The organism is Promicromonospora sp. NPDC057138 (assembly GCF_042670845.1).
Lineage (GTDB): Bacteria > Actinomycetota > Actinomycetes > Actinomycetales > Cellulomonadaceae > Promicromonospora.
Genome location: NZ_JBHUUX010000014.1, coordinates 88052 through 101321, shown reverse-complemented (window position 1 = coordinate 101321; position 13270 = coordinate 88052). Strand labels below are relative to the sequence as shown.

Annotated in this window: 10 protein-coding genes; 5 read left to right on the top strand and 5 right to left on the bottom strand. The window is 73.0% G+C overall.

The features are described 5' to 3' along the window. Positions 1-36: 36 nt before the first annotated feature. Positions 37-3165 carry a hypothetical protein gene (locus tag ACFT2C_RS11300; RefSeq protein WP_377207147.1) on the bottom strand — a complete coding sequence of 1043 codons (3129 nt, stop codon included), beginning with the start codon at positions 3163-3165 and terminating at the stop codon, positions 37-39. A 150-nt stretch (positions 3166-3315) separates the two neighbouring features. On the opposite strand from ACFT2C_RS11300, the gene ACFT2C_RS11295 reads away from it, so the two are divergent. Both ACFT2C_RS11295 and dxr read left to right on the top strand, forming a co-directional pair. Beyond that, complete coding sequence (locus ACFT2C_RS11295) at positions 3316-5160, top strand: RyR domain-containing protein (RefSeq protein WP_377207146.1); 1845 nt, start codon at positions 3316-3318, stop codon at positions 5158-5160. A 26-nt stretch (positions 5161-5186) separates the two neighbouring features. After that, the gene (dxr, locus tag ACFT2C_RS11290; RefSeq protein WP_377207145.1) at positions 5187-6356 is read left to right on the top strand and encodes a 1-deoxy-D-xylulose-5-phosphate reductoisomerase; all 1170 of its coding nucleotides are present in this window, start codon (positions 5187-5189) and stop codon (positions 6354-6356) included. On the opposite strand, the gene ACFT2C_RS11285 is transcribed toward dxr, so the two are convergent. Then, positions 6353-7237, bottom strand: coding sequence for an NmrA/HSCARG family protein (locus tag ACFT2C_RS11285; RefSeq protein ID WP_377207144.1), 885 nt, complete (start codon positions 7235-7237; stop codon positions 6353-6355). The two genes, dxr and ACFT2C_RS11285, sit on opposite strands and share 4 nt — an antisense overlap. Before the next feature lie 141 nt (positions 7238-7378). Between ACFT2C_RS11285 and ACFT2C_RS11280 the strand changes: the two genes are divergently transcribed. Next, positions 7379-7954: a TetR/AcrR family transcriptional regulator gene (locus tag ACFT2C_RS11280; protein WP_377207143.1), complete on the top strand. Its 576-nt coding sequence runs from the start codon at positions 7379-7381 to the stop codon at positions 7952-7954. Positions 7955-8034: 80 nt separating this feature from the next. Here the strand turns inward: ACFT2C_RS11280 and ACFT2C_RS11275 are convergent, their stop codons facing one another. Both ACFT2C_RS11275 and ACFT2C_RS11270 read right to left on the bottom strand, forming a co-directional pair. Next, positions 8035-9015: a hydroxymethylpyrimidine/phosphomethylpyrimidine kinase gene (locus ACFT2C_RS11275; protein WP_377207142.1), complete on the bottom strand. Its 981-nt coding sequence runs from the start codon at positions 9013-9015 to the stop codon at positions 8035-8037. Then, the gene (locus ACFT2C_RS11270) at positions 9012-9602 is read right to left on the bottom strand and encodes a TetR/AcrR family transcriptional regulator (protein ID WP_377207141.1); all 591 of its coding nucleotides are present in this window, start codon (positions 9600-9602) and stop codon (positions 9012-9014) included. The genes ACFT2C_RS11275 and ACFT2C_RS11270 overlap by 4 nt, the downstream gene beginning before the upstream one ends. Before the next feature lie 123 nt (positions 9603-9725). Here ACFT2C_RS11270 and ACFT2C_RS11265 point away from each other — a divergent pair, with 123 nt between their 5' ends. After that, complete coding sequence (locus ACFT2C_RS11265) at positions 9726-10754, top strand: aldo/keto reductase (protein ID WP_377207140.1); 1029 nt, start codon at positions 9726-9728, stop codon at positions 10752-10754. Positions 10755-10756: 2 nt separating this feature from the next. Beyond that, positions 10757-11752 (top strand): SDR family NAD(P)-dependent oxidoreductase, encoded by a 996-nt coding sequence (locus ACFT2C_RS11260; RefSeq protein ID WP_377207139.1) that lies wholly within the window; start codon positions 10757-10759, stop codon positions 11750-11752. Between the two features lie 105 nt (positions 11753-11857). Here the strand turns inward: ACFT2C_RS11260 and ACFT2C_RS11255 are convergent, their stop codons facing one another. Beyond that, on the bottom strand, positions 11858-13267 hold the full coding sequence (locus tag ACFT2C_RS11255) for an aspartate aminotransferase family protein (protein WP_377207138.1): 1410 nt from the start codon (positions 13265-13267) through the stop codon (positions 11858-11860). Positions 13268-13270: the final 3 nt, after the last annotated feature.

Here is a 13270-nt window from a genome sequence, read left to right as displayed (position 1 = left end):
CTCCCGTGGTCACCACGGGAGACTCGGACAGGCGCTCTACTTCGGCATACCCCGGCAGACCGGGTCCGGCGAAAGGGTGACGCCGTCCGGCATGTCGGCCGGGGTCGGCTGGCGGCCGGCCATCGCGCAGGCGCGGGCGATCATCTGGTCGTCCGAGAAGGTCCAGCCCGTGGTGACGCCGTGGTCCTGCACCACGAGGAGCTGGCCGTCGGCGGCGTGCACGTCGCTCGCCGCCACCTGGCCGCCGGGCGAGTAGAGCCGGGTCGCGAGCTCGCCGACCTTCTGGCCGGTCTCGATGTCGAAGAACGCCAGGGCCGTGCCCTCGTTCCGTGCCACCAGGTCCGGGCCCGGCAGCACCGCCATGACGTCGCCGTACGTACCCGTGAGGTCCAGCCCTTCGGGCTCGCCCGGGCCGGCGACGCTGCGCAGCCGTACCGTCGAGTCCAGCCCGAGCGTGACGAGCTGGTCCGGCAGGGCCGTGTCCTCGGTGCTGCTGCGCGCTCCGATCATGTGCACCTGCGCCACGCTGCTGCCCCGCACGGTCCAGACGTCGGTCTCTCCCCGTGCCGCGGCCGCCAGGTCGGCGACCCGCAGCGAGAAGTCGCGGGGCGCGACGGCGACGTGGCTCCCGTCGTCGGCGACAGCGACCCGGCCGGGCTCCGCCCACGCGTCCGCGAGCCGCGGCGTGCTGCCCAGCGGGCCGGGCACGTACACGGCCCGCTCCTGGAGCCCGGCGTCCAGCAGGTGGAGCCCGGAGCACGCGTCGACCAGCAGGACGTCGTCCCGCGTGCGCTGGGCACTGACGATCGTGCCGCACGTCGGGTCGTCCGGGTCGTCCTGCCCGGCGGTGGCGTCCCGGTCGCCCCGGTCGAGGCCGGCCGCGACGAGGTCGCGGAAGCCCGCCTCGTACCCCGCGGTGGTCCCGCCCTGCGTCCGGTAGGCGTCGCCGTCCGGGGTGATGAGCAGGAGCCGGTCCCGGTCCAGCCACACCGGGAGAAGCGGCTGCCCCGCGTCGGGGCTGTCGGCGGGCAGGGTCACCGTGCCGAGTCCGTGGATCGTGACGGTGCCGTCCGACCACGACGCGGCGGTGCTCGCCTCCGGCGCCGACCCGTCCCGGAAGGTGGCCAGGACCGCCGTCGGGCCGGGGCTCGACGGGCTCGACCCCGCCTCGCCCTCTCCGGCGGACGCCGCATCCCCGGCGGACGCCGCACCCCCCGCGGGCGCCCCCTCCGCGGCCTCCGCCGCCGCGCCCGCCGCGCTCGGCAGCGGCACGTCCCCGCGCGTGCCCGCGGTGCTCCACAGCGCGATCCGGCCGTTCGACGCCGCCGCTATACGCCCGTCGCCGACCAGCACGGGCGGGCCGGTGCGCCGGATGCCCGACAGGTGCCACGTGCGGTGCGCGTCGGCGTCGCCGGAGATATCGCACGCCACCAGCCCGTCGTCGGTGGCCACCAGGGCGCGCGTGGTGGCGTCGTCGATGGCCACGATCGCGGGGTTCGACCAGGCGCGCGGGACCGGGCAGTCCGCCGTGCGCACCGAGCCGTCGGCCCAGTGGTGCACGGTCACCGTCGTGCTGTCCGGGGCGGCGCTCAGGGTCGCCCAGTCGTCGAGCGACGGCGACGGGACGGCGCCGTCGGGCAGGGCGACCGGGCCGGCCTTGGTCAGCTCCAGGCTGTCCAGGCTGCGGATCTCGAGCGTGCCCGCCGCGGCGTCCGCCACGGCTACGGTGCGGCTGGAGCCGACCGCGAGGGACGTGACCGACAGGTCCGAGGCCGATGTGGTGCCAAACGCCAATTGCTGCTCGGGGGAGCGCTCGGGGCCGTCGTCGGACTCCAGGAGCGCCAGGTCCCGGCCTGCGAGGTTGATGCTGCCGATCCGGCTCTTCCCCGTCACCTCGTCGCGCCACGCGACGAGCAGCGTGTCGCCCTCCGGCGTGACCGCCACCGCCGTCGTGCCCGGCAGGTCGAGGTGCGTCTGGCGGCTCGTGCCGCCCTCGGGCAGCGGCCCGAACCTGCCGAGCGTCACGCCGAGGTCGTCCACCGCGGCGACCACCGTGCCGTCCGCGCTCCCGGCCAGCGCGGGTCCCGCCCGGCCGGGGACGGTGACCGTCCCGAACGGGGTGCGGTCGCCGCGCAGGACGGCGGGAGCGCCGTCGTCGGGATTCCACCGCACCAGGTCGCCGGTGTCGGTCCGGCCGACGATGCCGGTGCTGGTCGCGGCGACGTCGGCGAGCCCGGTCTCCTCGGGCACGTCCACGGTCCGCAGCAGGTACGGGTCGGCGGGCTCGTTCGCCGTGACGGCGTTGAACAGCGCGGTGCGGGTCTGCCCGTCGCGCAGCCGGTGGACCGCCTCGACGGCCAGCAGCTGCGCCGTCGCCGGATCGTCCTGGTACACCACGTGCGACGTCGCGCCGAGCAGGTGGGCAGCGTTCGCGTTCACCGCGTCGTTCGCCCGGGTCGCCTGCCGCTGGGCGTACCCGAAGGCGCCGATGGCAACGATCAGCAGGACCGCGAGGAGGACGCTCACCAGCCGGTTGCGCAGGCCCGCCGAGCTCTGGCGGGCGATGTGCGCGCTGAGGATCTCCTCGGTGCTGACGTCCGCGCCGCGCAGCGGTGCCACCAGCTCGGCGAGCGCGGTGGGCCGGTCCGGGTGGTGCCGCCAGAACCGCCGCTGGCGCAGCCGGGTCAGGTCGGTCCACTTGGGCTCGTGGTCGATCCGCTCGGCGAGCGGCGCGGGCAGCGCGGTGGTGCTGATCGTGTCGATCTTGTTCGCCGTCTGGTCCCAGACGATCTTTCCGCTGGTCAGCGCGACGAGGAGCGTCTCGGGCTCGCGGTGGTCGAGCCACCACGCCACCTCCTTGGCCACGTAGTGGGAGCTGGCCGCGCCCTCGGAGGCGAACAGGATCAGGTAGTCCGAGCGCTCCAGCTTGCGCTCGATGGCGTCCCACAGGCTGGGGTTGTTCGCCAGGCCGGTCCGGTCGAGAAAGATGTTGAGGTGGGGCACGTCGTCGCGCCGGTCGAACTCGAGGAGCTGCGCGTGGAACGCCGGCGCGAACTCGCCGTCGGAGTCGCGGCTGTAGGAGAGGAACCCGTCGTACCGGTCGGTGCGCGGCGCCACGTGCGCTCGGGCATTGGGCAGCAGGGAACGGACTCTCCGGTCGGTCATCCTTGCCCGCAGCCTTTCCTCGGCGAATGTCGCGGACCGGGGAGGAACAGCTCCCCGGTGTGTAGTGTCGCCGCAGGTCATGACGCTAGCGACATTCAGTGCGAGATGCACCGTACAGGTAGGCTCGCGGGTCGACGAGGAAGGCGTGAGATGGCGGCACCGGAGCTGATGGCACCCCGTGGCGGGCCACGGCGGCTGCGCGTGCGCCGGTCATGGGTCCGCGCGGGCTTCGCCGCGCTGTTCGGCGTGGCGTTCGGGCTGGGCCTGTGGGGCTTCTGGCTCTACCGGACCTCCCCGGACTTCGCCTGGGGCACCACCGGGTGGGACGTCGTCTACTACTCCGTCCAGCTCTTCGTGCTCGGCGCGGAGGCCACCAACGAGGGCGGCGACCTCCCGTGGCAGCTCCAGGCGGCGCGCTTCCTCGCCCCGGTCGCCACCGGCTACGCGGTGTTCGAGGCCGTGCGCTCCCTGTTCGCCGACCAGTTCGTACTGATGCGCACCCGCCGGATGCGCGGGCACGCGATAGTCGTCGGCCGCACGCCGGTCGCCGACCTCATCGCCGAGGCGCTGGCCGCGCGGGGCGCGCTCGTCTCGCGGACCACCAGGGGCGACGCCGAGTCGCTGCGCAGCGCCGGGGTGGCGGGGGCCGCCGTCCTCTACGCCTGCGAGGCCGAGGACGACGAGCCCGGCGTCAACGTCCTGACCGTGGCCGTGGCCAAACGCGCGGACCGGTACCCCGACCAGCCCGGCCTGCGGCTGAACGCCCACGTCAGCGACCCCGAGCTCGCGCTGGCCCTGCAGGCCCGGCACCTGAGCCACCCGCAGCCGGGCGTGGACTTCTTCACCCTCGGCGAGCTCGTCGCCCGCTCCCTGGCCCGGCGCGACCAGACGGTGGCCCGCGGCGACGCCCCGCACATCTCCGTCGTCGGGCACGACACGTTCGGCAGGGCGCTCGTGGTCGCCTTCGCCCGCCTGCGGAGCGTCGAGATCGCGTCGGGCGGCGAGCCTCTCACGGTGACCCTGGTCGGGCCCGGCGCGCAGGACGCCGCCCGGACGCTGCGCGCCCGGTGGCCTGCCGTCCGCGCGGCCTGCCGGCTCGTCCCGGTGGAGACGTTCGCCGAGGTCCGCGCCATCGGCACGCCCCAGCGCGTCTACGTGTGCCACGACGACGACGGCGACGCCCTCCTCCACGCCCTGCGCGACAGCGATCTCTGGCGCGCGAGCGAGGGCGCCGTCGTGCTCCGCCTCAACCGCCTCGCGGGGCTCGGCGGCCTGTTCGGCACCCACGACGGCGCGATCCTCGACGACCTCGGCGGGCGGCTCGACGTCGTCGAACCGGGCAGGCTGCTGCGCCGGGCGACCGCGCCCGGCGTCCTGGTGCACGACGACGTCTACGACCTCATGGCCGTCTCGGCGCACCTGACCTACCTGCGCAACCAGCGCGCTCGCGGCGTGGCCTGGCAGAGCACGCCCGCCATGGTCTCGTGGCCGGAGCTGTCGGACGACCTGCGGGCCGCCAACCGCGCCCAGGTGCGCGCCATCCCCGACCGGCTCCGCCAGATGGGCTGCACCGTCGCGCCCGCCCGCGACGTCGAGCACGGCCGCATCCCCGAACCCGTGGTCGACGCGCGGGCCGTGGACGAGCACGAGCGCTGGATGGCCGAGAAGCTCGCCGCCGGCTGGACCTACGGGCCCGAGCGGGACGACGTCCGCCGCCTGCACCCCGACCTGCGCCCCTGGGAGGAGCTGTCCGAGCCGGACCGCGAGAAGGACCGCGCGGCGATCCGCGCGATCCCGGTGATCCTGGCGGACTTCGGCCTGCACGTGGTCCCGCTCGACAACGACGCCGGCTGGGAGGCCCCGGGGGAGCCCGCTCCTGACCCGCTCGGGGTGGTCCGGGGCTGGCGGATCTTCGGGCGGGGCCGTGGGGAGGGTGGCCGCGGGGACGTCAGCCGTGCCGAGGCTGGCCGGTCCGAGCAGTCCGGCGAGGGCTGACGCCGAGGGCTGCGAGGATGGGCACCATGCGAAGCGTCACCCTCCTCGGCTCCACCGGCTCCATCGGCACTCAGGCCATCGACGTCATCGGACGCAACCCCGACCGGTTCCGCGTCGACGCGCTGTCCGCCGGCGGCTCCGACCTGCCCGCGCTCGCCGGCCAGGCGGCCGCCCTCGGCGTCCGCGCCGTCGCGGTGGCCGACGACGCCGCGCGCCCCGCGCTGCTGGACCTGCTCCGGGAGGCGGGGGCCGACGGCGTCGAGGTGCTCGCCGGGCCCGGCGCCGCGACCGAGCTGGCCGGCCGGGGGAGCGACGTCGTGCTCAACGGCATCACCGGGTCGGTGGGCCTGCGCCCCACCCTCGCCGCGCTCGCGGCCGGCTCGACGCTGGCGCTCGCGAACAAGGAGTCGCTGGTGGTCGGCGGCGCTCTGGTCAAGGCGGCGGTGCGGCACGAGGGGCAGATCGTGCCGGTGGACTCGGAGCACTCCGCGATCGCGCAGTCGCTGCGCTCGGGGGCGCCGTCCGAGGTCCGCAAGCTGGTCGTGACCGCGAGCGGCGGGCCGTTCCGCGGCCGCTCGCGTGCCGAGCTGCGGGACGTGACGCCGGCGCAGGCCCTGCGGCACCCCAACTTCTCGATGGGCCGCGTGATCACGACGAACTCCGCGACCCTGGTGAACAAGGGGCTGGAGGTGATCGAGGCGCACCTGCTGTTCGACGTGCCGTTCAGCGCCATCGACGTCGTGGTGCACCCGCAGCAGATGATCCACTCGATGGTCGAGTTCGTGGACGGCTCCACCATCGCGCAGGCCGGGCCGCCGCGGATGCTCGTGCCGATCGCGCTCGGCCTGTCCTGGCCCGATCGCCTGCCCGACGTCGACGTGGCGATCGACTGGACCACGGCCGCCACCTGGGAGTTCGCGCCCCTGGACGACGACGCCTTCCCCGCCGTCCGCCTCGCCCGTCAGGTCGGCGAGGCCGGCGGGACGCACCCCGCCGTCTACAACGCTGCGAACGAGGTGTGCGTGGACGCCTTCCACGACGGCGCCATCGGCTTTCTCGACATCGTCGACACGGTGGCCGCCGTCGTGGAGGCCCATGCGACGACGGCCGCGGGCGATGCGAGCTCGGTCGAGGGTGTGCTGGAGGCGGACGCCTGGGCCCGCGCCCGCGCCGCGGAGCTCCTCAAGTCCGTCTAGGCCTGGTTGCCGAACAGAGCGTCGAACTGCCCCTTGCCCTCCTTGCGCAGCCAGGTGTCGAAGTCCATCAGAGCCGGGTGCAGGCTTCGCAGCTTGGGGATGTCGGCCCGCCAGCCGCCCCTGTGATTGGCGAAGTCGTAGCCGGCGCGGGCGTCCGGGTCGAGTCCCGCGAGAGCCTCTCGCGGGATCGCCCGATAGGTGATGGCAGCTCCGGTGGTGCGGCCGATCGCATCGACGATCTGCGGGAGCGTCAGCTCATCGCCGGCGATCTCGAGCGCCTGGCCGATGTACTGGTCAGGGTTGGTGAATGCCAGGGCCGCGAAGGCGCCGATATCGGTGCCCGAGATGACTTGGACGGGCACCTCCGGCTTGATGACATCGGTCAGAACGCCATCGCGCACCCCCATGGTCGGGTCGGACTGGTTTTCCATGAACCGGACGGGACGCAGGATGGTGGCGGGCAGGCCCAGGGCGCCGATGCGCCCCTCGATCTGCCACTTGCTCTCCCAGCGGCGGATGCCCGGTGAGCGCTCGGCGCCGGCCACCGAGGTGTAGACGAAGTGCCGGACGGCGGCGTCGTTTGCCGCTTCGGCGACATTCACACCCAGCCGGATCTCGTCCTCGACAGTGAAGGTGGGCGGAGTGCCGGGGTAGCCGGTGGTGGGCTGAACGCTGAATACCCCGTGCACGCCCTGCATCGCCGCGTCGAGGGAGGCACGGTCGCCCATGTTGCCCGAGACCGCCTCGGCGCCAGCCCTCACCAGAGCTTGAGCCTTGGAGCCGGCCGGGTCCCGGACGAGGGCTCGCACCCCCCAGCCGGCGGCCAGCAGCTGGCGCGCAGTGGCGCCGCCTTGCAGGCCGGTGGCCCCGATCACCAGCACGGTGGGATTCGTTGTGGTCACTTCTACCTCCGGAACGAGCGCCGGGCATTGCTGGGCCCGGGAGCCACCATAACTGGGGAATCCCCCCAGTTATGGCTGGTACTATATGGGGAAACTCCCCAGTTAGCCAGCGAGGGCGCCATGACCACACCTGCACCCCAGCCCGCACTCCGAGCTGACGCCCGGCGCAACTACGAACGGCTGGTCAGCGCTGCTCGTGAAGTCTTCGCCGCGCGTGGAATCGATGTCCCGATGGACGACATCGCGCGCCACGCCGGCGTCGGGAGTGCGACTCTCTACCGCCGTTTCCCGACCCGGGAGGCGTTGCTGCAGGCCGTGCACCGCGACCAGATCGATGCCCTCTGCTCGCGGGCTCAAGAACTGCTCGCCGCACCGTCGCCGGACGATGGGCTGGCGACCTGGCTACGGGAGCTCGCCAGGCAGGGGAGCACGTCACGCAGCCTGGCGACGGCGCTGATGATCGCACTGCGCGATGAGGGTTCCGACGTGTCCTGGTGCCGGGAGGCGATGTACGCCGCCGCTGCGGCCTTGCTCGACCGGGCGCAGCAGGCCGGAACCGTCCGCGCCGACGTCGCTGCGGGCCAGGTGCTCAAGCTCGTCAACGCCGTCGCCTTCGTCACCGAAGGCGAGCCCGACGGCGAACAGCAGGCAGACGCGCTTCTGGCCATCGTGATGGACGGCCTGCGACCCCGGTGATCGTCAGCGTCTGAAGGCGGACGGCCTGCGGCACTCGTGGGCCACGGCCGGTCTCGAAGCTTGGTTCCGTGGGGCTCGGATCAGTCGGTTGGCACGGCCCCGCGCATGGCGAACCCGTGGTCGACCGGGCCGTGCCCGCGCCACGGGCCTGACACTGTCCCGGTGCCGCCGATGACGAGGCCGTCTGCCGCGCGGAGAGCCTCGGTGAGGTAGTCCTTCGCGGCGCGCAGCGCTGGCTCCCACCCGTCGTGCAGCGGGCGCAGGACGGCGCACGCGGAGCTGAGCGTGCAGCCCGTCCCATGGGTGTTGCGCGTGGGGATCCGCGGGGCGGTCAGGGCGACGACGCCGTCTCGCTCGCCGTGCGGCCCGGTGACTGGTTCGGGGCCGATAGCCGTTCCCGGCCTCGGACCGAGACCCGGTCCTGCCAGGTGGTCGATCGACTCCGCCGAGTCCAGGTGCCCGCCCTTGACCAGGGCGAACCCTGCGCCGAGCTGCAGCAGCGCGAGAGCCTGCTCGGCCGCCTCACCGTCGTCCCGCGCCTGCTCGACGCCGAGCAGCACGGCGGCCTCGGCCAGGTTCGGCGTCACGAGGTCGGCCAGGGGCAGCAGCTCGTCCCGGAGCACCGCCTCGGCGTCGGGCGCCAGCAGGCGGCCGCCCGATGTCGCGACCATCACCGGGTCCAGCACCACGAACGGCGCACGCCCGGCGGACCGCAGGTCCCGCAGCGCCGCCGCGACGGCCCGGGCGACGGCGGCGTCCGTCGTCATGCCGATCTTCACGGTGTCCACCGCGACGTCGGCGAACAGCGTCTCGAGCTGCGCGGTCACCATGTCGGCGGGCACCGGCAGCACCCGCGTCACGCCGGTCGTGGACTGCGCGGTCAGCCCGGTGAGCACCGCGCAGCCGTAACCGCCGAGCGCCGCGAAGGTCTTCAGGTCGGCCTGGACCCCGGCGCCCCCGGAGGGGTCCGACCCGGCGATCGTCAGCGCGACGACGGGGTGGCCGGGCGGGCGGGTGCGCGCGACGGCGTCGGGCAGTGGCGCGTCGGCGGATGCGTTCACGAGGAGCAGGGCTTGCCCGTCCCGTACTGCAGCCCGTCGACGAGCAGGTCGAGCATGCGCCGGCCGTGGTTCGGCTCCTCGTCGCCCATGGGCAGACACAGCTTGGAGACGGCGTACAGCAGGTCCTTGGGGCTGGCGACGGCGCGGATCTCGCCGGCGTCGACCGCGGCGTCGATCAGCGAGCCGACGGCGGGCGCCAGCCGCGCGATGAAGTAGCTGGGCAGGGCGTCGAACGCAGGGTCGCCCGAGTGCAGGGCCGAGGCGAGCCCGCGCTTGGTCGCGAGGAACTCCGTGTACCTGTGGAGCCACTTCTCGAGCGCGACGACCGGCTCGTGCTTCGCCGCCAGGGCGGGGGCGGCGTCGGCGGTGGCGTCGACCTCGGCCTGGAACACGGCCTTGACCAGGTCCGAGCGCTTGGGGAAGTGCCGGTACAGCGTGCCGACGCCGACGCCGGCCAGGTCGGCGATCTCCTTCGCGGGCGCGTCCACGCCCGACGTGCCGAAGACGGCCTTGGCGGCGTCGAGCAGCGCGTCGATGTTGCGCTGCGCGTCGGCGCGCAGCGGTCGCGCGGCTGTGTTCTGGGTCACTTCACTCCGATCGCTTGCTAACCGGAATGACTTTCCATATAGTTCTGGAAGAGCGTTCCGCTTAGCTCCAGAGTACGGCATCTCGGCGGCGCTCACCAGACCTCTCGACCCCAGGAGGGCCCCATGCAGTACCGCAACCTCGGCCGGACCGGCATCAAGGTCAGCCCCTACGCGCTCGGCGCGATGATGTTCGGCGCGATCGGCAACCCAGACCACGACGCCTCGATCAAGATCATCCACAAGGCCCTCGACGCGGGCATCAACTTCATCGACACGGCCGACGCCTACTCCCGCGGAGAGTCCGAGGAGATCGTGGGCAAGGCGCTGCAGGGGCGGCGCGACGACGTCGTGCTGGCCACCAAGGTGCACCTGCCCATGAGCGACGACCCCAACCACCGCGGCAACTCCCGCCGCTGGATCATCACCGAGGTCGAGAACTCCCTGCGCCGCCTGGGCACCGACCACATCGATCTTTACCAGATCCACCGGCCCGACCCCGAGACGGACGTCGAGGACACGCTGGCGGCGCTGACGTACCTGATCAACTCCGGCAAGGTGCGGGCCATCGGCTCGTCCACCATGCCCGCCGCCGACATTGTCGAGGCGCAGTGGGTCGCCGAGCGGCGCGGCCTGGAACGCTTCCGGACCGAGCAGCCGCCGTACTCGATCCTGAACCGCGGTATCGAGCGCGACGTCCTGCCGGTCGCCCAGCAGTACGGCATGGGCACCCTCGTCTGGAGCCCGCTGGCCGGAGGCATGCTCACCGGCCGGTACCGCAAGGGCCAGGGCAACGACACCCACCGGGCGCAGTTCGGCTTCGAGCACCTGCGCGACGAGCAGCGCCTCGACGTCGTCGAGCAGCTCATCCCCGTCGCCCAGGATGCCGGGCTCCCGCTGAACCACCTCGCCATGGCGTTCGCCATCTCCCACCCAGGCGTCACGTCCGCGATCATCGGCCCGCGGACCATGGAGCACCTGGACAGCGCGCTCGCCGGCGCGGAGGTTTCCCTGAGCGACGAGATCCTCGACCGGATCGACGCCATCGTGCCGCCGGGCACCGACGTCAGCCGCCTCGACATGGCGTACGACCCGCCCGCCATCCAGCACGCGCCACTGCGCCGTCGGCCCGCCGACGAGCGCGCGGCCGCCTGACCATGACGCACAGGCAGCAGCCCATCGGCACCGGGTTTACGGCGGCCTCGACGGTCGACGACGTCCTGGCCGGCATCGACCTGACCGGCAAGAACATCATCGTCACCGGCGGCCACTCCGGGCTCGGCCTGGTGACCACGCGCGCGCTGACCGCGGCGGGCGCCTCGGTCACCGTCGGCTCGCGGGACACCGAGCGCGCCGCGGCCGCCGTCGCCGGCATCGAGCGGGTGGAGGTCAGCAGGCTCGACCTGATGGACCCGGCCTCGATCGACGCCTTCGTCGCGCGCTACCTGGAGTCCGGCCGCCCGCTGCACATCCTGATCAACAACGCCGGCTACCCGGCGCCTGCCGAGATCGTGCGGGACGCGCGCGGCTACGAGGCGCAGCTCGCGACCAACCACCTCGGCCACTTCCAGCTCACCCTGGGGCTGCACCCCGCGCTCCAGGCGGCCGACGGCGCCCGGGTGGTCACCACGACGTCGGGCGCCCAGCGGATGTCGGACATCCTGTGGGACGACCCGAACTTCACCGGCGGCGGCTACCACCCCGGCCTCGCCTATGCCCAGTCCAAGACCGCCAACGTGCTGTTCACGGTCGAGCTGGACCGGCGGTGGGCCGACGAGGGCATCCGTGCCTTCGCGGCCCACCCGGGCGTCATCGCGACGACGTCGTTCAACAGCGCGGTGGGCGTGGCGGCGCAGCGTGCCCAGGGCCTGATCGACGAGGCCGGCGAGCCGATCATCGACCCCGAGCACGGCAAGAAGAACGAGGCCCAGGGCGCCGCCACCATCGTGTTCGGGGCCACCAGCCCGCTGCTGGCCGGTAGGGGCGGCCTCTACCTGAACAACAGCGACGTCTCGCAGCTCGACGACGACCAGCCGGCCCCCACCGCGGAGGAGGTCACGGCCGACGTCGTGTCGCACTCGGTCGACCCGAAGTCGGCCGAACGCCTCTGGCACCTGACGGAGCAGCTCCTGAAGGAGGGTTCCGCGAAGTAGAGCGCGTGTCCCGGTCTCGACAGGCTCGACCACCGGTGGTCGAGCCTGTCGAGACCCGAACAAGCGCTGTGCCTGCCTCGGAGATCTACCTCGCTGGCCGGCGGACTACAGCTTGGTCCAGGCCTCGCTCAGCACGCTCCGCAGGATCTGCTCGATCTCGTCGAACTCCGCCGGACCCGTGGTCAGGGGCGGCGCGAGCTGGATCACGGGGTCGCCGCGGTCGTCGGCCCGGCAGTACAGGCCCGCCTCGAACAGGGCGGGGGTGAGGAACCCGCGCAGCAGGCGTTCGGCCTCCTCGTCGGAGAAGGACTCCCGGGTGTCCTTGTCCTTGACGAGCTCGATCCCGTAGAAGTACCCGGCGCCGCGCACGTCGCCCACGATCGGCAGGTCGTACAGCCGGTCGAGCGTCGCCTTGAACGTCCCCGCGTTCTCCTTGACCCGCCCGGTCAGGTTCTCGGACTCGAAGATGTCGAGGTTTGCCATGGAGACCGCCGCCGACACCGGGTGCCCGCCGAACGTGTACCCGTGCGCGAAGCTCGTGGACCCGGTGGCGAACGGCTCGAAGATCTTGTCGCTGACGATGCAGGCGCCGATCGGGGAGTAGCCCGACGACATGCCCTTGGCGCACGTGATCATGTCGGGCACATAGCCGAAGTCGTCGCACGCGAAGATCGACCCGATGCGCCCGAACGCGCAGATCACCTCGTCGGAGACCAGCAGGACATCGTACTTGTCGCAGATCTCGCGCACCCGCTCGAAGTACCCGGGCGGCGGCGGAAAGCAGCCACCGGCGTTCTGCACCGGTTCGAGGAAGACGGCGGCCACCGAGTCCGGGCCCTCCATCTCGATGAGTGTCTCGATCTGGTCGGCGGCCCAGCGGCCGAACGCCTTCGGGTCGTCACGCAGGTCGTCGGCGGCCCGGTAGATGTTGGTGTTGGGCACCTTGTGCGCGCCCGGTACCAGGGGCTCGTACGGCTGCTTGATCCCCGGCAGGCCGGTCACGGACAGCGCGCCGTGGGTGGAGCCGTGGTAGGCGATGGACCGGGAGATCACCTTGTGCTTGCCCGGCTTGCCCTGCAGCTTCCAGTACTGCTTGGCCAGCTTGAACGCCGTCTCCACGGCCTCGGACCCGCCCGTCGTGAAGAACACGCGGTTCAGGTCGCCGGGGGCGTGGTGGGCGAGCCGCTCGGCCAGGTCGATGGCCGGCGGGTGCGCGAACGACCACAGCGGGAAGAAGGCGAGCTCGCTCGCCTGCTTGGCCGCGGCCTCGGCGAGCGCCCGGCGGCCGTGCCCGGCCTGGACCACGAACAGCCCCGAGAGCCCGTCGATGTACTTGCGGCCCTGGGCGTCCCAGACGTGGTGGCCCTCGCCGCGCACGAGCGTGGGCACGCCCGCGTCCCACGCGGACTGGCGCGTGAAGTGACCCCAGAGGTTGCGGCGGGCGGCGTCGTCCCGCGGGGTTCCGCGCGGCGTGACGTTCGGCCCGACGACGGAGGTGGCGGCGGGCGTGGACATGTG

What these genes read in the sequence shown, in the direction of transcription:
- ACFT2C_RS11300 (WP_377207147.1), bottom strand. Translation starts at nt 3,165, where the DNA reads ATGACCGACCGGAGAGTCCGTTCCCTGCTGCCCAATGCCCGAGCGCAC.
- ACFT2C_RS11295 (WP_377207146.1), top strand. Translation starts at nt 3,316, where the DNA reads ATGGCGGCACCGGAGCTGATGGCACCCCGTGGCGGGCCACGGCGGCTG.
- dxr (WP_377207145.1), top strand. Translation starts at nt 5,187, where the DNA reads ATGCGAAGCGTCACCCTCCTCGGCTCCACCGGCTCCATCGGCACTCAG.
- ACFT2C_RS11280 (WP_377207143.1), top strand. Translation starts at nt 7,379, where the DNA reads ATGACCACACCTGCACCCCAGCCCGCACTCCGAGCTGACGCCCGGCGC.
- ACFT2C_RS11265 (WP_377207140.1), top strand. Translation starts at nt 9,726, where the DNA reads ATGCAGTACCGCAACCTCGGCCGGACCGGCATCAAGGTCAGCCCCTAC.
- ACFT2C_RS11260 (WP_377207139.1), top strand. Translation starts at nt 10,757, where the DNA reads ATGACGCACAGGCAGCAGCCCATCGGCACCGGGTTTACGGCGGCCTCG.
- ACFT2C_RS11255 (WP_377207138.1), bottom strand. Translation starts at nt 13,267, where the DNA reads ATGTCCACGCCCGCCGCCACCTCCGTCGTCGGGCCGAACGTCACGCCG.